This window comes from [Lactobacillus] rogosae (assembly GCA_900112995.1).
In the GTDB taxonomy this organism is placed as follows: Bacteria; Bacillota; Clostridia; order Lachnospirales; family Lachnospiraceae; genus Lachnospira; species Lachnospira rogosae.
This window is the reverse complement of record FONU01000007.1, coordinates 33,268-56,448: the sequence shown is the minus strand read 5'-3', so window position 1 is coordinate 56,448 and position 23,181 is coordinate 33,268. Positions and strand designations below refer to the sequence as shown.

The following is a 23,181-nucleotide window of genomic DNA, read 5'->3' as shown; positions in this document are numbered from 1 at the left end:
AACATATTATGCACATACTTTCAAGAAAAGATGCAAAATGGCACGTTTAAATAGATACATTTAATTAGAATAGATATTTTTAATAGATAAATGGATATAAGGAAAGAAGATATTAGTAAAATGAGGCTGAAAGTTGGAATATGTAATAACGAAATAATAAATGCCCAGACAGAGCTTGTCATAAGCCATATTAAAAAGGTACACAAGGATGTGAGCTTTACTAAGTTTGATATAGGCGGTGGCAGGCATTTTAATACATCAGGAATAGCAGGGGTGCCTGAAAATGTATTATGTAATATGAATGATGTTGTGCCGTGGTCAGTAGCTGTATCTGATGCAATATCAGCAGGTTATATAGATGTGGGAGTTACAGGTCTTAATGAACTTTTTGCTAATGATATGTCTGAAATATTAAAACAAGGTGTCACACTTAGTGCAATAACAAAAAGGCGGGACACAAGGGCTGTGCTTATAACTAAGAAGAAACGAAGAAGTGCTGATACAGATAATAAAGTAAAGCTTTATACGGACAATTACGATAAGCTTAAAAGGTGCAGATACATTTATGATAATACCAGTTGCCAGCTTTTAGATACAATAGAGGACTGCATTGATATGCTTATGGAAAATGAGTGTGATGGGGTATTTGCAGGAAGCGATAATATAAGAATGTTAAGGCTCAACCACATAAGAGGCTGTGATTATAATTATGTGGAGAATAATATATATATACCGGATACAGGGGAGGCAGTGTCTGCAATACTTACTGCTGATGATGAGGAAATATGCAGTATTATAGGGAAGGCAAGCGATGAGCAGACTATAAAGATAATAGATATTGAAAGTGCATTAATAGGGCGGATTAAGTCTTACGGAATGGTAGATGATGCAAAGGTGATTGTATCATTTAATGGTAAAAATGCTGTTATTGCAGCCAATATATACAGGGGTGATAAGAGCTTCCGATGTGAGGTGAAAGGCGAAGATGTATATATTGAGAGAATGATGGATAAACTTGTAAGACAGATTTTGCATAAATTAGCGTGATTAATATTGACAGATATGTTATTATTAAAATGTTGAATTATATATAGACTAGATGGGAATGGTAATTTATGGAATTTAAGAAGATAAATGAAGACAAGTTTCAATGCCTGTTATACGAAGAGGATCTTGAATATAATAATATAACACTTGATGATTTCTTTAGAAATGACACAGAAAAGATACATAATCTGTTGGAAGTTATTATGGACGAAGCACATAAGAATATAGGAGTTGAACTTGGTGGCGGCGTTATGTCATTACAGCTTGCACCACAGCCAGACCATTCAATCCTTCTTACTGTATCATCAGGAAAGGAAGATTTTGGTAATATGTTAAAGCAGGCAGGCGAGAGAGCTGCAAAAGCTTTAGGTGACAGGTCAAAGAGTGAGAGTAATGTTATAAAGAATGGCGGTGAGGATCTTAAAGCTCCGGAGTTCGCTGCATTTGATAAGTTGAAGGATATATTTGACCAGATGAAAGACATACCTGAGGCAGAGAAATTTATAAAAGAAGCTAAGAAAGCGAAAGATAATAAGCCAAAGGTCAGTGATGTTGTGACTGTAGGCTATGGCGTATATATTCTTGACAGCTTTGAGGACTTTGAAGATATGTGTATGGTATGCCCTAAGGTATGGGGAGTTGCCAATGGAATATATAAGAAGGACAACCGGTATTATCTTGTGCTTGAGAAGGGAAGATGTGCCAGGGAACGCTATAACTCAATATGTAATGTTATAAGCGAGTATGCACGCCTTGACTCAGAGAAAGAGCAGAGAGTTATATGGGTTAAGGAGAATTGTGAGGCGGTTATAAAAGCCAACGCGATTAGTAAAGTTAAGAAGTATTTATAATTAAGGGAGAAGAATATGAGGTATCCGCATTTTCTTGCCTGTAATGGAAATATAGGCTTCGTTGCACCATCATTTGGCTGTGCAACGGAGCCTTATATTACAGGTTTTAAAAAGGCACAGGAGAGATTTAAAAATCTAGGCTATGGAATAGTTAATGGTCCTAATGTATATGAGGCAAATGGAATAGGAATAAGCAATACGCCAGAGCTTTGTGGACAGGAGCTTACTGATATGTACACATCTGACAAGTCTGATGCATTAATATCATGCGGCGGAGGTGAGCTTATGTGTGAAATTCTTGGTTATGTTGACTGGGATAAGATTGTTAAAGCAGAACCTAAGTGGTTTATGGGATATTCAGACAATACGAATTTTACATTTCTGCTTAATACAATAGCTGATACTGCAAGCGTATATGGACCTTGTGCGGCGGCATTTGGTGCAGACAAGCTTCATAATTCCCAGCTTGATGCAATCGGCGTGCTGACGGGAGAAAAGCTTAATATAAGTGGTTATGATATGTGGGAAAAGGAGTCTTTAAAGACAGAGGACAATCCTACGCCAGCGTATAACCTTACTGAGAAAAAGGTGCTTACAGCTTATATAGGAGATAAGAAGCTTGATAATAGTTCAGAAAGCTTTAATAATATAAAGGCATCAGGCAGGCTTATAGGCGGATGTATGGACTGCCTTGTCAACCTTTTAGGAACTAAATACGACAAAGTTAAGGAATTTAATAGTAAATACAGCGATGATGGCATTATATGGTTTCTTGAAAGCTGCGACCTTAATGTATTTTCAATAAGAAGGGCTATGTGGCAGATGGACAATGCTGGCTGGTTTGAGAATGTTAAGGCATTTGTAATTGGAAGGCCACTTGTATATGGACAGGAAATGATGGGACTTGACCAGTACAGTGCTATTATTAAAACAGCAGGCAGATACAATGTTCCGGTAATTATGGATGCAGATCTGGGGCATCTTCCACCAGCAATGCCTGTAATAAGCGGTGCATATGCAGAAGTTTCTGTTAAAGATGATAATATACATTTTTTATATGAGTTAAAGTAATATATAAAATGTATATATTATGATGAAAAGTGTAAAATGTACCAGATATGATGAAATATGTAAAAATTTTATGCTTATAAAACATAAAAACGTATAGAATTCAGATATCTTGCAAATGTATGGAATATACTGTAAAATAAATAAGATTAAGCGTTGGATATATAAGTATATACTTCGCGGATACAAGGAGGATTTATAATGGGAATGACAATGACACAGAAGATTCTTGCGGCTCACGCAGGTCTTTCTGAAGTTAAAGCAGGACAATTAATTGAGGCGGACTTAGACCTCGTACTTGGTAATGATATTACATCTCCAGTTGCCATTCATGAAATGGATAAGATGACTGTTAAGACAGTATTTGATAAGGATAAGATTGCACTTGTTCCAGATCATTTTGTGCCTAATAAGGATATTAAGTCAGCAGAGCACTGCAAATGTGTAAGAGAATTCGCAGCAAAGCATGATATTACTAACTACTTTGAAGTAGGACAGATGGGTATTGAGCACGCTCTTTTACCAGAGCAGGGACTTACAGTAGCTGGCGATGTTATTATCGGTGCTGATTCACATACATGTACATATGGTGCACTTGGTGCATTCTCAACTGGTGTAGGTTCAACAGATATGGCAGCAGGTATGGCAACAGGTAAGGCCTGGTTTAAAGTACCATCAGCTATTAAGTTCAATCTTACAGGAAAGCTTAACCCTTGGGTAAGCGGTAAAGATGTGATTCTTCATATTATCGGAATGATAGGTGTTGACGGAGCTCTTTATAAGTCTATGGAATTTGCTGGTCCGGGAGTATCTACACTTACTATGGATGATAGATTTACTATTGCCAATATGGCTATAGAGGCAGGTGGAAAGAACGGAATATTCCCTGTTGATGATCTTGCAAGAGAGTATATGAAGGAACATTCTAAGAGACCATTTGTTGAATATACAGCAGATGACGATGCAGAATACGATCAGGTGATTGATATTGACCTTAGCACAATTAAGTCAACAGTAGCATTCCCACATCTTCCAGAGAATACACACACAGTTGATTCTATAGATGATATCAAGATTGATCAGGTAGTTATCGGTTCATGTACTAATGGACGTATTGATGATTTAAGATGTGCCGCTAAGATATTAGAAGGCAGAAAGGTAGCAAAGGGCTTAAGAGTAATCGTTATCCCAGCTACACAGAAAATATATATGCAGGCTATAGAAGAAGGTCTTGTACAGACATTTATTAAAGCAGGAGCAGTTGTCAGCACACCAACCTGCGGACCATGTCTTGGTGGATATATGGGTATCCTTGCAGAAGGCGAGAGATGTGTATCAACAACTAACAGAAACTTTGTTGGACGTATGGGACACGTTGATTCAGAAATATATCTTGCAAGCCCTGCTGTTGCAGCAGCAAGTGCAGTTACAGGCAAGATAAGCCAGCCATCTGACCTTGGTTTATAATATATTGTAATCAGCACACTGAATATATTTAGAAGATACATAATTATTATGAATTATAAATGTGTACGAATACACAGGAAATGAGGAGTATATGAAAGCAGAAGGAAGAGTTTTTAAATTCGGCGATAATGTAGATACAGACGTTATTATTCCTGCAAGATATCTTAATTCTTCAGACCCAGCAGAGCTTGCTACTCACTGTATGGAAGATATCGATAAGGATTTTGTGAAAAATGTTAATAAAGGCGACATAATTGTTGCTAATAAGAACTTTGGATGTGGTTCATCAAGAGAGCACGCACCTATAGCTATTAAGGCAGCAGGTGTAAGCTGTGTTATTGCAGAGACATTTGCGAGAATATTCTACAGAAATTCAATTAACATCGGACTTCCTATTATAGAGTGTCCAGAAGCAGCTAAGGCTATCAATGCAGGCGATGATGTAGCTATCGACTTTGACAGCGGCGTTATCACAGATAAGACAACAGGACAGACATTCCAGGGACAGGCATTCCCAGAATTTATGCAGAAAATCATAAAGGCTGAGGGACTTGTGAATTATATCAATAATAAATAAAAAATGCATTACACACCGGTGCTGCTTAATGGACAATAATTCTAATTCTATTGAGCTTTGTGGCAGACGGACGAAATACAACAAAATAGCGGCTATATATCAACATCAGGCACGCTCCCGCTACTCTCAAACGCAGCGGATACTAAGGTGCTAAAGGACAGCACCTAAGTACCGGCGTTTTCAAAGTACCTGATTAACGATATATAGCCGCTATTTCGTTGTATTTCTGTGTGCTGGCAGAAGATAGATGTAGATTGTTTAGTGGTAAGAGCAATCTGTATGTCCTATGATATGTATTTGCCCATAAGATAGATGCATATAGTTTAGTGACAAGAGCCCGTTGCACATTGTATGTTGGGCGGGTATAGGTGTAGTCGTGGGAATATAGATTATAGAATATATTCTGTATGGATTGAGTTCTGACATTCTAGGCTGAAGGGGATAGTTAATTGCTGGCAATAATAGTTTACAGTATATAGATTGTGTAGATTAGGTGGTCATAAAATGAAATTATAATACAGAAAATATAGAAATAAAGATAACAGATATAATACAATTACAGCGGTTGAAATAATTGCAATGTTAATTTCAGGTATGAGGGTTATTACTTGTGAGGCTAAGTAAATTAAAAAAATAAACGCATACCTAAATGAGTAGACACCCAGCGGGCGGAATAGCCAATATATCAAAAGTCAGGTACTTTGAAAACGCCGGTACTTAGGCGGTGTCCTTTACCGCCTTAGTATCCGCTGCGTTTGAGAGTAGCGGGAGCGTGCCTGACGTTGATATATTGGCTATTCCGCCCGCGTCCGTTGTCAACTAAAAGATATCCGTTGTCAATTGAAAGATATCCGTTGTCAATTGAATTTATAACCAACCAATTGTCAATTATTTCACTTTCTCCGCCAGCCACTTAACATACTCAATCACTCTCTTAGAAATCTTCACACTATTATAAGCAGCCGCATAAGTAATGTGCGATATATCCTCAATATAATTCCTCGTATAACTCACCGGAAACACCGGTTCTAGCATATCAGCTGCCTTATTATAAGCAATAGCTGCCTCATATTCCGTCCCATAAGTCCCTATTATAAAATCACCATTAATGTGAATTCTGCTCTGGAACATTATACGTCCGTTTTTTACAATCTGGCTCACGCCATTATATTTATTGACTACACACACATTTTCATATCTGAAATCGTGTTCGTCATTATTCCTGAAAATGTAATCTTTTCCTTTAACGGAATGACTGCGTATTCCAAATCTGGATAAAATGCTTGTCTGCATACCATAATCATTTACGAAATAATAACCGCCGCGGCACATAATTGTGTGGTGCGAATAATAGAAAAGGTCATCAATGGAAAATATAAGAGTATTCCCGGGTTCAAGAAAATACAAAAATGCCTTGTTGCACAGGTATATGGGTGTCTTAATATATATGCCATTGTCGCGGAAATTAATAAGACTTATGAACTTAGAATAAGGAAAATCAATATGACATTCGGCGTATGATGAAGTATGAAGGTCAATATTAACATAATATATGTCAGGCTTAAAAAGTATATCGCAAGCAGTACAGTAAACCTGTGAGGCTGTATTTTCATCATCATAACTTCCGATACTTATATGTTTATTCTTATATGTTATTGAAACCCTGTAATATACAGAGCCGTCTTTTTTATTGGTCTTGTAAACACCTTTAGCCAAGTTGTGGTTCTCCTTTAACGTATCTTGATTATTATGCTATCATATATTAGTGATATGTTAATTTGATTTTATAATAAATACATTGCTATCTTAATAATATTGTATATATTACTGTCAGCCGGAAATTGTCTAATATTTATCAATCCTATAAATTATATGATAAAATTAGTAATAATTCAATATACCTATTGTTTTTCGTATCATTCCTGTTGTATAATGGTCTCTGTTTAAAGCATTTTTAACAGGAATCCGGTTAGTGATGATAAAGCTGTTCCATTTACCAGATGTTGTTCTGGCAGGTACATATGTATGTGGGAGACGGTTATGCATCAGATTGACTGTGATTCACCCCAATAAAATAAGAAGGTGGAATAAGAGATGAGTTTATTTTACAGAAGTACAAGGGATGATAGTGTAAGAGTAACAGCCTCACAGGCTATATTAAAGGGACTTGCTCCAGATGGTGGATTATTCGTACCAGAATCTATTCCTTCATTAGATAAGAGCTTAGAAGAACTTTCAAAGATGTCTTATAAGGAAGTTGCTTATGAAGTTATGAAGCTTATGCTTGATGACTTTACAGAAGAAGAGTTAAAGAACTGTATTGACAAAGCTTATGATTCTAAGTTTGATACTGAAGAGATTGCACCATTAGTTAAGGCAGAGGGTGCATATTTCTTAGAGTTATTCCATGGTGCAACTATTGCATTTAAGGATATGGCTTTATCTATATTACCACACTTACTTACAACATCAGCTAAGAAGAATGATGTTAAAAATGAAATAGTAATACTTACAGCAACATCAGGAGATACAGGTAAAGCAGCTCTTGCAGGTTTTGCAGATGTTCCAGGAACAAGAATTGTTGTATTCTATCCTAAGAACGGTGTAAGCCCTATTCAGGAAAAGCAGATGGTTACACAGAAGGGTGCTAATACTCACGTAATTGGAATTAAGGGTAACTTTGATGATGCACAGACAGGTGTTAAGAATATATTTGGTGATAAGGAACTTGAAAAGGTTATGAACAATGCCGGCTTCCAGTTCTCATCAGCTAACTCAATCAATATAGGACGTCTTGTTCCACAGATTGTATACTATGTATATGCATATGCAAGACTTCTTGCTAACGGAGAAATCAAGGCAGGTGAAAAGATTAATGCAGTAGTTCCTACAGGTAACTTTGGTAATATCCTTGCTGCATTTTATGCTAAGAATATGGGACTTCCTATTAATAAGCTTATATGTGCTTCTAATGAGAATAAGGTGTTATACGATTTCTTTACAACGGGTGAGTATGACAGAAACAGAGATTTCGTTCTTACAACATCACCATCTATGGATATTCTTATCTCAAGCAACCTTGAAAGACTTATCTATAGAATAGCAGGCAACAGTGCTGAGAAGAACAGCGAGCTTATGGCTTCACTTAAAGAAACAGGTAAGTATGAGATTACTGCTGATATGAAAGCACAGCTTTCAGATTTCTATGGCAACTATGCTACAGAGGCGGAAGATGCTGCTACTATAAAGGATTTATATGAAACTTGTGGATATGTTATAGATACACATACAGCAGTAGCTGCTACAGTTTATAACAAGTACAAGGCAGACACTAAGGACGAAACTAAGACAGTTATAGCTTCAACAGCAAGCCCATACAAGTTTACAAGAAGCGTAATGGAAGCAATCGACCCTAAGTATGCTTCAATGGGTGACTTTGAACTTGTAGATAAGTTAAGCGAACTTGCTAAAGTAAAAGTTCCTAACGCTATCGAAGAAATCAGAACAGCTCCAGTCCTCCACAACACAGTATGTGAAGTAAGCGAGATGACCAATGAAGTAAAGAAATTCTTAGGAATATAATCTAATCCTAAGTAATTTCTATTAAGAATAATTTTAACCTCAATAAAACTGCTGTGTAAATCAGGCAAAGCCCCAGATTTACACAGCAGTTTTTTATGTAATAGGAAATTCTGATAGAATTATCGCACACGGATGTGCGATGGAGCGAATACGCAACAGGACGTTGCGTCTGAGCGTTTGCGTCCCTCATAACCACAACAAAAGGAAAGTCTTAGAAATATCCAATCAGCTTTCTAGTGCCCGAAGCCCCACCCCCTTCTCCAAACACTTAATAAAGTTTATAATTTATTTATACAAAAAATTAAATTAATTGTTGACATCACCCTTGCAAAGTGATACCTTAATTATGTTGATATTAGCACTCCTAATTATTGAGTGCTAACAACAAAGAAAAGGAGGTATGTCATGGGGCTTGATGAACAGCTTGATGAGCGTAAAGTAAAGATACTTAAAGCAATCATTAAGAACTACTTAGAAACAGGCGAGCCAGTTGGTTCAAGAACGATATCTAAGTTCACAGACATGAAGCTTAGTTCCGCGACAATAAGGAATGAGATGGCAGACCTGGAAGAGCTTGGGTATATAGTTCAGCCACATACATCAGCAGGAAGAATTCCTACAGATAAAGGCTACAGATTATATGTAGACGATATGATGTCTGAGAAAGAACAGAACATAACCAACAGAGAGAACGAGGTTGCTGTTAAAGAACAGGAATTAAGTTCAATGAAGGATATGTTAGGTGAGAAGGTTGAAAAGGTAGAAGAGCTTCTTCAGAATGTTGCCAAGGTTCTTGCCAAAGATACTAATTATGCAACTATGGTAACGACACCTAAGGTAACAGGCAATAAGCTTAAGTTCGTTCAGTTATCACAGCTTGAAGCCAATAAGATATTAGCCGTAATAGTTATGGAAGGCAATCTTATAAGGAATAAGGTGATAACAGTAAGCGAGGATTTGTCACAGGAGAATTTGTTAAAGCTTAACATTCTTATTAATACAACACTTACAGGGCTTACTCTTGAACAGATGAATTTGAGCATTGTTTCAAAGATGGAAAATCAGGCAGGAGAACATATTAATCTTGTCAAAGAAGTTCTTGATGCGATTGTTGATACAATAAGCAGCGCAGATGATTTAAAGATATATACAAGCGGTGCAACCAACATATTCAAGTATCCAGAACTTAGTGATTCAACCAAAGCCAGTGAGCTTATATATGCCTTGGAGGAAAAGCAGAGCCTGTCAGATCTTGTTGTTGATGATGACAATAGTGTTGATGAACAGGATAGTAGTTCCAACAATGGTATTCAGGTATATATAGGAAATGAAACACCGATTGAATCTATGAAAGACTGTAGCGTTGTAACAGCAACATATGAATTACAGGATGGAATGAAGGGTACAATTGGTATTATTGGTCCAAAGCGTATGGATTATGAAAAGGTTGTGGAAACCTTGAAGAATATGAGGACGCAGTTGGATGATGTATTCAAGAAATCATAGAAAGGTGAGGAGATAAGGTGTCTAAGAAAGATAATAACATTAATAATGTTGATGAAGCAGATGTTAATATTAATGATACAGATGTTACATCAGATACAGATAAAGACGCTGATACTGTAGAAGCTCAGGGCTCGTCTGACGCAGATGTGAAGGCAGAGAAATCTGACAACGCAAGTGATGCGCAAGGAGCGGAGGAAACAGTTGATATAAATAATAAAAAGGACCAGAAGGACGCTGTGATTGAGGATTTACAAGATCGTTTGAAGCGTCAGATGGCTGAGTTTGACAACTACAGAAAGCGTACTGACAAAGAAAAGTCAGCAATGTTCGAGATGGGAGCTTCGGATGTAGTAAAGAAACTTCTTCCGATAGTAGATAATTTTGAACGCGGCTTTAAGTCAGTGACAGAGGAAGAGTTACAAACACCATTTGCCAAAGGTATGGATATGGTTTACAAGCAGACAATTAAGATGCTTGAAGACTTACAGGTTAAGCCAATCGAGGCAGTTGGTTCAGAGTTTAATCCTGAATTTCATAATGCAGTTATGCATGTGGAAGATGACTCTCAGGGCGAGAATATTATCGTTGAAGAGTTCGAGAAGGGTTACACATATAGAGATGTGGTTATCCGCCACAGTATGGTAAAGGTTGCTAACTAATACATCAGAATATTTAGTTGATGTATAATGGTATGAGCTTTTACCAGAAGTAAAGTATGTGGGCAGTTGTGATATAGAAAGAAGTCGTTTACAGGCTTAGGGCTTATCAGAACAATACACACACTTGTAACAAATAGAATTGATATTATTAAACAGTATGTCTATATAAGACATAGAAAGGAAGATAATTATGAGCAAGATTATTGGTATAGATTTAGGTACAACTAATTCATGCGTAGCTGTTATGGAAGGTGGTAAGCCAGTTGTTATTACTAACACAGAAGGTATCAGAACTACTCCATCAATAGTTGCATTTACAAAGAACGGAGAAAGATTGGTAGGTGATCCTGCTAAGCGTCAGGCAGTTACTAATGCTGATAAGACAATTTCTTCAATCAAGAGACATATGGGTACAGATTACAAGGTTGATATTGATGGTAAGAAGTACACACCACAGGAAATATCAGCTATGATTCTTCAGAAGTTAAAGGCTGATGCTGAGAGCTATCTTGGTGAGACAGTTTCAGAAGCTGTTATCACAGTTCCAGCTTACTTCAATGATGCACAGAGACAGGCAACTAAGGATGCTGGTAAGATTGCAGGTCTTGATGTTAAGAGAATTATCAACGAGCCTACAGCTGCTGCTTTAGCTTATGGTCTTGATAATGAACACGAGCAGAAGATTATGGTATATGACCTTGGTGGTGGTACATTCGATGTATCTATCATTGAAATCGGTGATGGTGTAATCGAAGTTCTTGCTACTGCTGGTAACAACAGACTTGGTGGTGATGATTTTGATAATGCTATTACACAGTATATGTTAGATGACTTCAAGGCTAAGGAAGGCGTAGATCTTTCTACAGATACAATGGCACTTCAGAGATTAAAGGTTGCTGCTGAGCAGGCTAAGAAGGAATTATCAAGTGCTATGCAGACTAACATCAACCTTCCATACATCACAGCAACAGCAGAAGGTCCAAAGCATTTTGATATGACACTTACAAGAGCTAAGTTCGATGAACTTACACACGACTTAGTAGAAAAGACAGCTGAGCCAGTTAAGAACGCACTTTCAGATGCAGGTCTTACAGCTTCAGAACTTTCAAAGGTATTATTAGTTGGTGGTTCTACAAGAATTCCAGCTGTACAGGATAAAGTAAAGCAGTTAACAGGTCACGAACCTAACAAGTCACTTAACCCAGATGAATGTGTTGCTATCGGTGCTTCTATTCAGGGTGGTAAGCTTGCTGGTGATGCCGGTGCTGGTGATATCCTTCTTCTTGATGTAACACCACTTTCACTTTCAATTGAGACAATGGGTGGTATTGCTACAAGACTTATCGAGAGAAATACAACTATTCCTACAAAGAAGAGCCAGATATTCTCCACAGCTGCTGATAACCAGACAGCCGTTGATATCAACGTAGTACAGGGTGAAAGACAGTTTGCCAAGGATAACAAGTCACTTGGACAGTTCAGACTTGATGGTATACCTCCAGCAAGAAGAGGTGTTCCACAGATTGAAGTTACATTTGATATCGATGCTAATGGTATCGTTAATGTATCTGCTAAGGATCTTGGAACAGGCAAGGAGCAGCATATTACAATAACAGCTGGTTCTAATATGTCTGATGAAGATATCGATAAGGCTGTTAAGGAAGCTGCTGAGTTCGAAGCTCAGGATAAGAAGCGTAAGGAAGCTATCGAAGTTCGTAACGAAGCTGACTCTATGGTATTCCAGACACAGAAGGCTCTTGATGAAGCTGGCGACAAGCTTGATGCTAACGACAAGGCAAATGTTGAGGCAGACCTTAACGCACTTAAGTCACTTGTTGAATCAACAGATGCTGAGAATATGACAGATGCTCAGGTTGATGAGATTAAGGCAGCTAAAGAAAAGCTTATGACATCAGCACAGAACCTCTTTGCTAAGATGTATGAAGCAACTCAGGGTGCAGGCACAGCCGGTGCTGGTCCTGATATGGGAGCTGGCGCAGGTGCTGATAATGCACAGGGAAGCGCACCTTATGGTGATGATGTTGTAGATGGTGACTACAAGGAAGTATAATTAAGTAATATATATGATGTGGTCTATGATTATTGAAGGTTATAATATCAGAGTTAATGCAATTAACAATGATTAATTATGGAGTTATATAAAGACTTCTTAAGACTTGACAATTATAGATGAAATCAGAAAGGAAGTCAGGACTCATATCAGGGTACCTGACTCCTTTCGGGTATAGAAAGGCGGAACCTATATGGCAGAAAAGAGAGATTATTACGAGGTCCTTGGTGTGCCTAAGGACGCAGATGATGCAGCAATTAAAAGAGCATATAGACAGTTAGCTAAGAAGTATCACCCTGATATGAATCCGGGAGATAAAGAGGCTGAGGCTAAGTTTAAGGAAGCATCAGAAGCATATGCAGTTCTTAGTGATGCAGATAAGAGAAGACAGTATGACCAGTTCGGACACGCAGCATTTGAAGGCGGTGCAGGTGGAGCTGGCGGTGGCGGCTTTGATTTTGACTTCGGTGATATGGGCGATATATTTGGTGATATATTCGGTGGCATGTTCGGAGGAGGTTCAAGCAGCAGACGTAACAGCAACGGACCAAGACGTGGTGCAGATATAAGGGTTAATGTAAGAATTACATTTGCAGAGTCAGTTACAGGAACTAAGAAGAAGATAGATGTAACACTTAAGGACGAATGTTCTAAGTGTCACGGAACAGGTGCAAAGCCGGGAACAAGTCCTGAAACTTGTAAGAAATGTGGCGGACGTGGACAGGTAACAGTAACACAGCAGTCATTCCTTGGAATGATGAGAAGTGTACAGCCTTGCCCAGACTGTCACGGAACAGGTAAGATTGTTAAAGAAAAGTGTCCAGACTGCTATGGAACAGGTTATATAAGCAGCAAGAAGACAATTGAAGTTAATATACCTGCTGGTATTGATAATGGACAGTGTGTCCGTATTCAGGGCAAGGGCGAGCCAGGTACTAATGGCGGTCCAAGAGGCGATTTATTAGTAGCTGTAATGATATCAGCAGATCCAGCATTTGAGAGAGATGGCTATAACATTTTCTCAGATGTTGTAATAAGCTATCCTACAGCAGTTCTTGGCGGAGAAGTCAAGGTAAAGACTGTTGATGGTGAAGTTATATATGAAGTTAAGCCGGGAACAGCTTCAGGTACAAGAGTAAGGCTCAGAGGCAAAGGTATGCCAACATTAAGAAATCCTCAGACAAGAGGAGATCATTACATTACACTTATTGTTGATATTCCTACAAAGCTTAATAATGAACAGAAAGAAGCACTTATGGAATATGATAAGACACTTACAGGAGAGGAACACAAACATCCAAAGAAGAAGGGCTTCTTTAAATAAATGCATAAAGTTCTTATAAAAATACAAACGAAATATATCATTTCATTGTCGTATTTAAAGAATTATGATATAATCAAAGACACTGAGAAGTATCAGTCGAATAATTAAAAGAAAGGGGCTATTATTATAATGAGTAATATAGCAGATAAGTTTGAAGAACTTGGAGTAATTCCAGTAGTAGTATTGAATGATACAAAGGACGCACTTCCATTAGCTAAGGCATTAGTAGAAGGAGGTCTTCCATGTGCAGAAGTTACATTCCGTACAGAAGCAGCAGAGGAATCTATCCGTCTTATGCACGAAGCATATCCAGATATGGTACTTGCAGCAGGTACAGTACTTACAACAGAGCAGGTTGACAGAGCTGTAGCAGCTGGTGCTTCAGTTATCGTAAGCCCAGGTTTTGATCCAGAAATCGTTGATTACTGTATCTCTAAGAATATTCCTGTAATGCCAGGTATCGTAACACCATCTGAACTTGCTCAGGCAGTTAAGAGAGGTCTTACAAGAGTTAAATTCTTCCCAGCTACAGCAGCAGGCGGAATTAAGATGATTAAGGCTATGTGTGCAGCTTACACAACAGTAAGAATTATGCCTACAGGTGGTATCAATACATCTAACCTTGAAGAATTCTTATCTTGCGATAAGATCTTCTGCTGTGGTGGTTCTTGGATGGTTAAGGGTGACTTAATCAAGGCTGGAGAATTCGATAAGATTAAGGATATGACAGCTGAGGCAGTTGCTTTAGTTAAGGAAATCCGTTCTAAGTAATTAGTTCAGGCTACATAATTCAGATTATCGCTAAGATGACAATTGAATAATGTTATTTAAAAGGGCTTCATATATCTGTGTGACAGGTATATGAAGCCCTTTTGTTCATAATATTAATAAATATTTATTGATAATTAGTTATCTACAGTAACATCAGAATTAAAGGTTTCTTTATTGACAAGGCCTTCCTGATTAGCAACGATAGTTGTACATACAGCATCACCAGTGATATTAACGGCTGTTCTTAACATATCAAGAATTCGGTCAATACCCATAATAAGTGCGATACCTTCTGTTGGAACACCTACGCTCTGGAATACCATTGCAAGTGTTATAAGACCTACAGATGGCACACCACTTGTTCCGATTGAAGCAAGTGTAGCTGTTATAATTACTGTAACAAGGTCAGATGGAGAAAGTGTAATTCCAAATATCTGTGCTACGAATATTACAGCAACACCCTGCATAATTGATGTACCATCCATATTAACGGTAGCACCAAGTGGTATTGTGAAAGATGATATTTTCTTGCTTACACCAAGCTTTTTATCAAGTGTGTTGATTGAAAGCGGAATTGTTGCATTTGATGTAGCTGTTGTAAATGCGAAGTTCATAACTGGGAAGAACTTCTTTAGGAACTTAAATGGATTAAGTCTTGTAAAGAGAAATAAAAGTAACTGGTATACTACGAAGCACTGGATAGCAAGTGCGAGTATTACGCAGCCCATATATTTAAGCATTGGAACAAATGCGTCAAAACCAATATTAGCAAATGTTCTTGCGATAAGGCAGAATACACCGATAGGAGCTGCCTTCATAACTGCCATAGTCATTTCCATCATAAGGTCATTGAACTGACTGAAAAAGTTAGCTACAGTTGATGCCTTATTACCCATTTTCGCTAAAAGAATACCTACGAATAATGCAAATACGATAATTGGAAGCATATCAGCAGTTGCAAGTGATTCAACAGGATTCTTAGGTATTATGTTAAGAAGTGTTTGTGTAAGTGGTTGTTTCTCAGTGATAGTTACACTGCTTGTAGATACATTTTCAATTGTAACGCCAATACCAGGATTGATGAGCATAGCAACTGATAATGCAACTGATACAGCAACAGCAGTAGTAAGAAGATAGAAAAGAATAGTTTTAATACCTACTTTACCAAGTGTCTTAGTATCACCGATAGCCATACTTCCGCATATAAGTGAGCAGAATACAAGTGGAACTACAAGCATCTGCATAAGGCGGATAAAACCTTGTCCAATTACATAGAGGACACCCTCAACGATAACTGAATCACGGATATAGCCTGCTGGCATAAAATAGTGGATTAAAACACCACTTATTGCACCGGCTATAAGTGCTATGAATATCTTAGTAGAAAGCCCCATAGGCTTTTTTGTGTTTTTTAAAGATTTTTCCATTCTTTAGCAGCCTCCTGATAAATTAATATATTCTTTAAGCGCATCTTTCCAGTTCTTAGGCTGTTCAATGTGTTCAAGTCTTAACATCATATTATCAAGAACTGAATATACTGGTTTATTATTGTTGGCAGGAACAAGTTTTAACTTGTCTGTTGCATTGGCATATTCAAGAATAGTCCTGGCATATTCAAGACGGCTGCAAGAGCCCTGACATACAGCATGGTATATTCCAAGACACTCATTTTTAATGAAATATTCAATAATTCTGGCTAGCTCAGAAGCGCTTGTAGGACACGCATATTCATATTCAGATACAGTGAGTTCATTTACAGAAGGATCTTTAACTGCTGAAAGTACAGTGTTAAGGAAATCCTGTCCTATTCCATATACCCAGCTGCTTCTTAGTATCACATAACGCGAACAGAAAGACTGTATATAAGCTTCGCCGGCAAGCTTACTTTTACCATATATATTTCTAGGATTAGGTGTATCAAATTCATTATAAGAATGATCCTCTGTACCAGAGAATATATCATCTGTAGATATGTGAATTAGCTTTGCACCGATAGACTGTGCCATAACAGCAAGGTTTCGTGTTCCTACAGCATTTACCGCAAATGCTTTGTCAGGATTAGTTTCGCAGCCTGCAACATCACTGTAACCAACGCAGTTGATAATGATATCAGGACGATTAACTCTTGCATAATTGTTGACAGCTTCAAGGTCTGTAACATCGACTTCGTCAACATCAGTAGGGAATATTTCATACTCACGGCAGTCTAAGAGAGCAGAAAGTGCAGTACCAACGTGGCCTTTGGCACCGGTAATCCATATTTTTTCCATATAACCTCCATTCCAGCACTAACGCTTTCGCATAGTGCATTAAATATAATTTGTAATTTAGCTGCATATAATATATGTTAAAGAATAAGTGGGACAGCTTATATTATAATATGTTTATATGCAAACAATTAATTATACAATAAACTTGGTATTTGGCAAGTATTTTAAAAATGAAAATTATGCCATAAGATTTTATCAAGTTATAAATAATTGCTGGTTATAAAAATTATATAAATAGATTACAATATTGGCAAGGTATGGTACAATATATAAGAATATTGATTTTATTGATTAGATGAGGTTATGAGATGAGTTTTGACGTTAAAAAGAAGATAGAAGAATTGAATAAATCAGACATAATAAGTGGCAGTAATGCAAGATATGATATTGTCCTTGAAGAAGAATTAAAAGATCTTAATTCAGCAGGTATTATATTAAGACATAAGAAATCAGGAGCGAGGGTTGTCGTTATATCTAATGATGATAATAATAAGGTATTTTCAATAGGTTTTAAGACACCACCTTTTAACGATACAGGAATGCAGCATATAATTGAACATTCAACATTGTGTGGTTCAAGAAAATATCCTGTTAAAGATCCATTTGTTGAATTGTGCAAGGGTTCACTTAATACATTTCTTAATGCTATGACTTATCCAGACAAGACAGTATATCCAGTGGCAAGCTGTAATGATACTGACTTTAAGAATATTATGGATGTATATATGGATGCAGTGTTCTATCCTGCAATGTATGAAAAGCCAGAGATATTTATGCAGGAAGGCTGGCATTATGAACTTGATAATGCAGATGATGATATCAAGTATAATGGCGTTGTATTTAATGAGATGAAGGGGGCATTTTCATCACCAGATGACGTGCTTTCAAGATATACATTTGTATCATTATTCCCAGATACTGTATACAAGAATGAATCGGGCGGTGACCCTGAGGTTATACCTACACTTAAGTATGAAGATTTCCTTAAGTACCACGAGGAATATTATCACCCATCTAACAGCTATATATATATCTATGGCGATATGGACGTTAATGAAAGACTTGAATATCTTGACAGGGAATATCTATCAGACTTTGATGTATCAGATGTTGATATTCATGCCAATATAGAAAGACAGGCAGCATTTGACAAGCCTGTATATGAAACAAAGCCTTATGCCATAACAGAAGATGAGTCATTAGAGGATAATACTTATCTTTCATATAATGCAGTTATTGGAACTTCTGTTGATGCCAAGCTTTATCTTGCATTCCAGATACTTGATTATGCACTTGTTATGACACCGGGAGCACCTGTTAAGCAGGCACTTTTAGATGCAGGTATAAGCACTGATGTATATTCAAGTTATGAGACATCACTTTACCAGCCTGTATATTCAATAGTTGCCAAGAATTCTAATTCTAAGGAGCAGGACAGATTTGTATCAGTTATCAATGACACATTAGAAAAGCTTGTTAAGGACGGAATTAATGAAAGAACAATAGAAGCTGGAATTAATTATTACGAATTCAAATACAGAGAAGCAGATTATGGTCCATATCCAAAGGGACTTATGTATTATCTTACTATGATGGATAGCTGGTTATATGATGAAACAAAGCCATTTATCCATATAGAGGCGGGAGATACATTTGATGAGTTAAAGAAAGACGCCAGAAATGGCTATTTCGAGAAGCTTATAAAAGAGTATCTTCTTGATAACAATCACAAGTCAATTATAAGCCTTGTTCCAGAGTATGGGCTTGAGAAGGAAAAGGAACAGAAAGAAGCGGACAAGCTTGCAGAGTATAAGAGTACATTAACTAATGATGAATTAAAAGAGCTTGTTAAAAAGACAAAGGAATTAAAGGAATATCAGGATACTCCATCAAGTCAGGAAGATCTTGAAAAGATACCAATGCTTGAGCTGTCAGACATTAAAAGAGAGCCTGCTAAGGATTATAATGATGTTAAGAGTGTTGATGGAATTAAGATAGTACACCATAATATATTTACTAATAAGATTGCATATATTAATATGTCATTTGACACTAAGTGTGTTCCAGATGAACTTATACCATATATGGGCTTGTTAGGCTCAACATTAAGTCTTATGGATACTAAGAATTATACTTATCCAGAGCTTACTAACGAGATTAATATTAACTGCGGTGGTCTTGCAACAGGAACAGCTCTATATAGCGATAAGGTTGATTTTAGTAAGAATACAATTGTATATGAGGTTAAGAGTAAGGCATTATATGAGAAAGTTCCATTTGTTCTTGGTATGATGGAAGAGATTATGTATAATACCAGATTTGATGACTATAAGAGATTAAAGGAGATAATTGCAAGAATTAAATCAAGACTAGAAGCTTCTCTTATGGGGCAGGGTCATTCAATTGCTATGTTAGAGTGCTGTGCACAGTTCTCAGAGTCGGCTTATTACTCAGATATATTAAGGGGTTACAAATATTATGAGTTCATTAAGAAGCTTGATGAAGAATTTGAGCAGAATAAGACACAGATAGTGGATAAGCTTAATAAGCTTGTTGGATATATATTCAATAAGGATAATGTTATAGTAAGCCTTACAGCAGACGATGAGGGTTATGACTGCTTTGTCAAGGCATTGTCAGCCAAGAGCTGTAATATCAAAGATGAACATTATAATACAGCAGTAAGAAGCTTTATACCGGTTAATGTAAAGACTGGATACACATCAGCATCACAGGTACAGTATGTTGCAAGATGTGGTAATTTCGTAAAAGACGGATATAAGTATACAGGAGCACTTAAAGTGTTAAAGGTTATATTCTCTTATGATTATCTCTGGATTAATGTAAGGGTTAAAGGTGGAGCTTACGGCTGCATGAGTGGTTCATCAAGAAATGGTGATTTCTATATGGTATCTTACAGGGATCCTAATCTTGAAAAGACTAACGATATATACGAGGGTGCGGCTGATTATATAAGGAATTTTAATGTCAGCAGAAGAGATATGGTTAAGTTCATAATAGGAACCATTGGAGAGATAGATGCACCTCTTACACCATCAGCTATTGGCAGCAGGTCATTTACACATTATATGTGCAATTGCACAGAAGATATGTTAAGAAAAGACAGGGAAGAAGTTCTTGATGCGACAGTTGAGAGTATAAGAGAACTTGCTCCACTTATAGAATCAGCAGTTGGGCAGAATTATTTATGCGTAGTAGGTAACCAGAAGCAGATTAATGAGGCAGCAGATTTATTTGATGAAATAAAGCCTCTTATCGGATAAATGATATTGGATATATAAGGAGAATACGATGAATTTAGATGAAATGCTTAAAGCCAGTGGAATAAGCGGCGGTGCTGCTTCTGGCAACGACAATGTGAAATCGGGATTTGTAACATTTATTGGAAGACCTAATGTTGGCAAGTCTACACTTATGAATAATATTATAGGGCAGAAGATTGCGATAACATCTAATAAGCCACAGACAACAAGAAACAGGATACAGACAGTGTATACAGATGAGAGAGGACAGATTGTATTTGTTGATACGCCGGGTATCCATAAGGCTAAGAATAAGCTTGGTGAATATATGGTAGGAGCTGCTGAGAAGACTATTAATGAAGTTGATGTTGTGTGCTTTATAGTAGAACCAACAACGTATATCGGAGCAGGTGAGCAGCATATTATAGAGAAGTTAAAAAAGGTAAATGCACCTAAGATATTAGTAATCAACAAGGTTGATACAGTAAAGAAAGAGGAGATACTTCCTGTAATCGACTGCTACAATAAAGAGCTTGAATTTGATGAGATAATTCCAGTATCAGCAAGAAATGGCAGTAATGTTGATGACCTTGTAACAACAATATTCAAATATCTTACTTACGGACCTATGTTCTATGATGAAGATACTGTTACAGACCAGCCATTAAGACAGATTGTTGCAGAGCTTATAAGAGAGAAAGCACTTCATGCCCTCAATGAAGAAATTCCACACGGAATAGCTGTTGTTATAGATACATTTAAAGACAGAAAGTCATCTAAAGGCAAGATTACAGATATAGATGCAACAATAATATGTGAAAGAGATTCACATAAGGGTATTATCATCGGCAAGGGTGGTGAAATGCTTAAAAAGATAGGAACTAATGCCAGGTATGAGATAGAAAAGCAACTTGGCAACAAGGTTAATCTTAAACTCTGGGTGAAGGTTAAGAAGGAATGGAGAGACAGCGACATTCTTATAAAGAATTTTGGCTATGATAAGAAAGATAACAAGACACAGAATTAATCCGGAGGTGGCAGGGTGGCTGATGTAGTTTCTGTCACAGGATTTATATTGTCGAGTATGCCTGTTGGAGATTATGACAGACGTGTTGTCATACTCAGCAGGGAGCTTGGTAAGATAGCGGCATTTGCCAAAGGAGCAAGACGTCCTAACAGCCACCTTATAGGAGTTACAAGACCATTTATATTTGGAACATTCGAGGTGTACAGGGGCAGGGACTCTTACACAATACAGAAAGCCAATGTTACGAATTATTTTGAAGAGCTTGTAAGCGATCTTGATGGTGTGCTGTACGGATATTATTTTGCGGAGCTGGCAGAATATTATGGCAGGGAAAATCTTGATGCCGCAGATATGATTAATCTTTTATATGTTGCATTTAAGGCACTGGTTAATAAATCATTACCCAATGAACTTGTAAGATATATATATGAGATACGGCTGATAGCCGTTAATGGAGAGTGTCCGGATTTCTTTAGCTGTGCAGGCTGCGGAAGTGAGAAGGAGTTACAGTTATATTCATATAAGGAAAATGGAATGTACTGCGTGGAGTGTGCTGCCTCGTCTGGTGACGGAATAGTGCTTCAATCTTCAACCTTGTATACATTACAGTATATTATTACAGCACCACTTACAAAGCTGTTTAACTTCGTTGTAAAAGCTGATGTGCTAAATGAACTTAAAAAGGTGGTGAATAGAATAGAATTTATCACATTTGATAAACATTTCAAATCCAAAGAAATGCTTGATATTGGTTAAGAGTATATAGGTTTTAAGAAGATATTAATTTTAATAATATATTGGTTAAGACATTACTGATTAAAGTTAAATACAGGATAGGAAGGAAGATTTATGAGTCACAATAACCAGAAAAAGATAGCAGCTATTAATGATTACTCAGGTTTTGGAAGATGTTCTATAGCTGTAGAGCTTCCGATTATATCAGCTCTTAAAGTGCAGTGTTGCCCACTGCCAACATCAATATTGTCTAATCATACAGGTTTTGAAAGCTTTTATTTTGAAGACTTTACAGAAAGTATGCCGGCTTATATAAAGGAGTGGGAGAAGCTTAATCTTAAATTCGATGGAATATGTACAGGTTTTCTAGGTTCTCATAAACAGATTGAGATAGTCAGATATTTCTTTGACATATTTAAGACACCTGATAATATAGTTGTTGTTGACCCTGTTATGGGTGATTACGGTAATTTGTATGCTACATATACTAAAGAAACCTGCGAAGAGATGAAAAAGCTTGTAAGTTATGCCAATATTCTTACACCTAATCTTACAGAAGCCTGTATATTAACAGGCAGGGAATATAATGCAGAGTACGGTAATGAAGAGCTTGAGATAATCGCTAAGCAGTTATCAGATATGGGACCTTCAAAGATAGTTATAACAGGAATTGTCAGAGGTACATATATTGCTAACTATTGTTATGAGGACGGCTGTGGCGGATATGAGATTAAGACAACTAAGGTTGGAACACAGAGGTCTGGAACCGGTGATATATTTACGGCGATAATTGCAGCAGATGCAGTTAATAAAGTTAATTTCCACGAATCAGTAAGAAAGGCTTCACAGTTCATAAAGAAATGCATAATGAAATCAATAGAATTAGAGATACCAGTTACTGACGGAGTGTGCTTTGAGGAGCTGCTTACAACATTAAGATGATTAATGGATAAGATATTAAAA

General features: G+C 37.1%; 18 protein-coding genes. 15 read left to right on the top strand and 3 right to left on the bottom strand.

All coding sequences use genetic code 11. The annotated features are described in order from the left end of the window. The first annotated feature begins 120 nt into the window (after nt 1–120). The 5 genes from BM157_RS03250 (at nt 121) to leuD (ending at nt 5,010) form a co-directional block, all read left to right on the top strand. Nucleotides 121–1,047 carry a hypothetical protein gene (locus tag BM157_RS03250; protein ID WP_090139922.1) on the top strand — a complete coding sequence of 309 codons (927 nt, stop codon included), beginning with the start codon at nt 121–123 and terminating at the stop codon, nt 1,045–1,047. A 68-nt stretch (nt 1,048–1,115) separates the two neighbouring features. After that, nucleotides 1,116–1,898, top strand: coding sequence for an adaptor protein MecA (locus BM157_RS03245; protein WP_022502657.1), 783 nt, complete (start codon nt 1,116–1,118; stop codon nt 1,896–1,898). 15 nt (nt 1,899–1,913) lie between these two features. Next, the gene (locus BM157_RS03240) at nt 1,914–2,969 is read left to right on the top strand and encodes a S66 family peptidase (RefSeq protein WP_090139920.1); all 1,056 of its coding nucleotides are present in this window, start codon (nt 1,914–1,916) and stop codon (nt 2,967–2,969) included. A 198-nt stretch (nt 2,970–3,167) separates the two neighbouring features. Then, complete coding sequence (gene leuC / locus BM157_RS03235; protein WP_022502659.1) at nt 3,168–4,433, top strand: 3-isopropylmalate dehydratase large subunit; 1,266 nt, start codon at nt 3,168–3,170, stop codon at nt 4,431–4,433. Nucleotides 4,434–4,524: 91 nt separating this feature from the next. After that, nucleotides 4,525–5,010, top strand: coding sequence for a 3-isopropylmalate dehydratase small subunit (gene leuD, locus BM157_RS03230; protein WP_022502660.1), 486 nt, complete (start codon nt 4,525–4,527; stop codon nt 5,008–5,010). Between the two features lie 888 nt (nt 5,011–5,898). On the opposite strand, the gene BM157_RS03225 is transcribed toward leuD, so the two are convergent. Beyond that, entirely contained in the window at nt 5,899–6,726 is an 828-nt protein-coding gene (locus BM157_RS03225) for an AP2/ERF family transcription factor (protein WP_055306151.1), read from the bottom strand. Between the two features lie 378 nt (nt 6,727–7,104). Here BM157_RS03225 and thrC point away from each other — a divergent pair, with 378 nt between their 5' ends. The 6 genes from thrC (at nt 7,105) to BM157_RS03195 (ending at nt 14,923) form a co-directional block, all read left to right on the top strand. Then, nucleotides 7,105–8,592 (top strand): threonine synthase, encoded by a 1,488-nt coding sequence (thrC, locus tag BM157_RS03220; protein ID WP_055174122.1) that lies wholly within the window; start codon nt 7,105–7,107, stop codon nt 8,590–8,592. A 405-nt stretch (nt 8,593–8,997) separates the two neighbouring features. Beyond that, the gene (gene hrcA / locus BM157_RS03215; protein WP_022013297.1) at nt 8,998–10,098 is read left to right on the top strand and encodes a heat-inducible transcriptional repressor HrcA; all 1,101 of its coding nucleotides are present in this window, start codon (nt 8,998–9,000) and stop codon (nt 10,096–10,098) included. A 17-nt stretch (nt 10,099–10,115) separates the two neighbouring features. After that, nucleotides 10,116–10,757, top strand: a complete 642-nt coding sequence (grpE, locus tag BM157_RS03210; RefSeq protein WP_022013298.1) for a nucleotide exchange factor GrpE — start codon at nt 10,116–10,118, stop codon at nt 10,755–10,757. Between the two features lie 190 nt (nt 10,758–10,947). Further along, nucleotides 10,948–12,828, top strand: coding sequence for a molecular chaperone DnaK (dnaK, locus tag BM157_RS03205; protein WP_055174123.1), 1,881 nt, complete (start codon nt 10,948–10,950; stop codon nt 12,826–12,828). A gap of 193 nt (nt 12,829–13,021) precedes the next feature. Beyond that, nucleotides 13,022–14,152 carry a molecular chaperone DnaJ gene (gene dnaJ, locus BM157_RS03200; protein WP_022503199.1) on the top strand — a complete coding sequence of 377 codons (1,131 nt, stop codon included), beginning with the start codon at nt 13,022–13,024 and terminating at the stop codon, nt 14,150–14,152. A 129-nt stretch (nt 14,153–14,281) separates the two neighbouring features. Continuing rightward, nucleotides 14,282–14,923 (top strand): bifunctional 4-hydroxy-2-oxoglutarate aldolase/2-dehydro-3-deoxy-phosphogluconate aldolase, encoded by a 642-nt coding sequence (locus tag BM157_RS03195; RefSeq protein ID WP_022503200.1) that lies wholly within the window; start codon nt 14,282–14,284, stop codon nt 14,921–14,923. A gap of 134 nt (nt 14,924–15,057) precedes the next feature. Here the strand turns inward: BM157_RS03195 and BM157_RS03190 are convergent, their stop codons facing one another. Further along, nucleotides 15,058–16,350: a dicarboxylate/amino acid:cation symporter gene (locus BM157_RS03190; protein WP_022503201.1), complete on the bottom strand. Its 1,293-nt coding sequence runs from the start codon at nt 16,348–16,350 to the stop codon at nt 15,058–15,060. A gap of 3 nt (nt 16,351–16,353) precedes the next feature. Then, entirely contained in the window at nt 16,354–17,193 is an 840-nt protein-coding gene (rfbD, locus tag BM157_RS03185; RefSeq protein WP_022503202.1) for a dTDP-4-dehydrorhamnose reductase, read from the bottom strand. Between the two features lie 308 nt (nt 17,194–17,501). Between rfbD and BM157_RS03180 the strand changes: the two genes are divergently transcribed. The 4 genes from BM157_RS03180 (at nt 17,502) to BM157_RS03165 (ending at nt 23,160) form a co-directional block, all read left to right on the top strand. After that, a complete protein-coding gene (locus BM157_RS03180) occupies nt 17,502–20,477 on the top strand; it encodes an insulinase family protein (protein WP_090139918.1) in 2,976 nt (991 codons plus the stop codon). A gap of 28 nt (nt 20,478–20,505) precedes the next feature. Further along, nucleotides 20,506–21,483, top strand: a complete 978-nt coding sequence (era, locus tag BM157_RS03175; protein WP_082421519.1) for a GTPase Era — start codon at nt 20,506–20,508, stop codon at nt 21,481–21,483. 15 nt (nt 21,484–21,498) lie between these two features. Further along, a complete protein-coding gene (recO, locus tag BM157_RS03170; protein ID WP_022503205.1) occupies nt 21,499–22,239 on the top strand; it encodes a DNA repair protein RecO in 741 nt (246 codons plus the stop codon). Nucleotides 22,240–22,332: 93 nt separating this feature from the next. Continuing rightward, nucleotides 22,333–23,160 carry a pyridoxamine kinase gene (locus BM157_RS03165; RefSeq protein WP_022503206.1) on the top strand — a complete coding sequence of 276 codons (828 nt, stop codon included), beginning with the start codon at nt 22,333–22,335 and terminating at the stop codon, nt 23,158–23,160. The last annotated feature ends 21 nt before the right edge of the window (nt 23,161–23,181 follow it).

Coding starts and splice junctions, on each gene's coding strand:
- BM157_RS03250 (WP_090139922.1), top strand. CDS start 121: ATGAGGCTGAAAGTTGGAATATGTAATAACGAAATAATAAATGCCCAG.
- BM157_RS03245 (WP_022502657.1), top strand. CDS start 1,116: ATGGAATTTAAGAAGATAAATGAAGACAAGTTTCAATGCCTGTTATAC.
- BM157_RS03240 (WP_090139920.1), top strand. CDS start 1,914: ATGAGGTATCCGCATTTTCTTGCCTGTAATGGAAATATAGGCTTCGTT.
- leuC (WP_022502659.1), top strand. CDS start 3,168: ATGGGAATGACAATGACACAGAAGATTCTTGCGGCTCACGCAGGTCTT.
- leuD (WP_022502660.1), top strand. CDS start 4,525: ATGAAAGCAGAAGGAAGAGTTTTTAAATTCGGCGATAATGTAGATACA.
- thrC (WP_055174122.1), top strand. CDS start 7,105: ATGAGTTTATTTTACAGAAGTACAAGGGATGATAGTGTAAGAGTAACA.
- hrcA (WP_022013297.1), top strand. CDS start 8,998: ATGGGGCTTGATGAACAGCTTGATGAGCGTAAAGTAAAGATACTTAAA.
- dnaK (WP_055174123.1), top strand. CDS start 10,948: ATGAGCAAGATTATTGGTATAGATTTAGGTACAACTAATTCATGCGTA.
- dnaJ (WP_022503199.1), top strand. CDS start 13,022: ATGGCAGAAAAGAGAGATTATTACGAGGTCCTTGGTGTGCCTAAGGAC.
- BM157_RS03195 (WP_022503200.1), top strand. CDS start 14,282: ATGAGTAATATAGCAGATAAGTTTGAAGAACTTGGAGTAATTCCAGTA.
- BM157_RS03190 (WP_022503201.1), bottom strand. CDS start 16,350: ATGGAAAAATCTTTAAAAAACACAAAAAAGCCTATGGGGCTTTCTACT.
- rfbD (WP_022503202.1), bottom strand. CDS start 17,193: ATGGAAAAAATATGGATTACCGGTGCCAAAGGCCACGTTGGTACTGCA.
- BM157_RS03180 (WP_090139918.1), top strand. CDS start 17,502: ATGAGTTTTGACGTTAAAAAGAAGATAGAAGAATTGAATAAATCAGAC.
- era (WP_082421519.1), top strand. CDS start 20,506: ATGAATTTAGATGAAATGCTTAAAGCCAGTGGAATAAGCGGCGGTGCT.
- BM157_RS03165 (WP_022503206.1), top strand. CDS start 22,333: ATGAGTCACAATAACCAGAAAAAGATAGCAGCTATTAATGATTACTCA.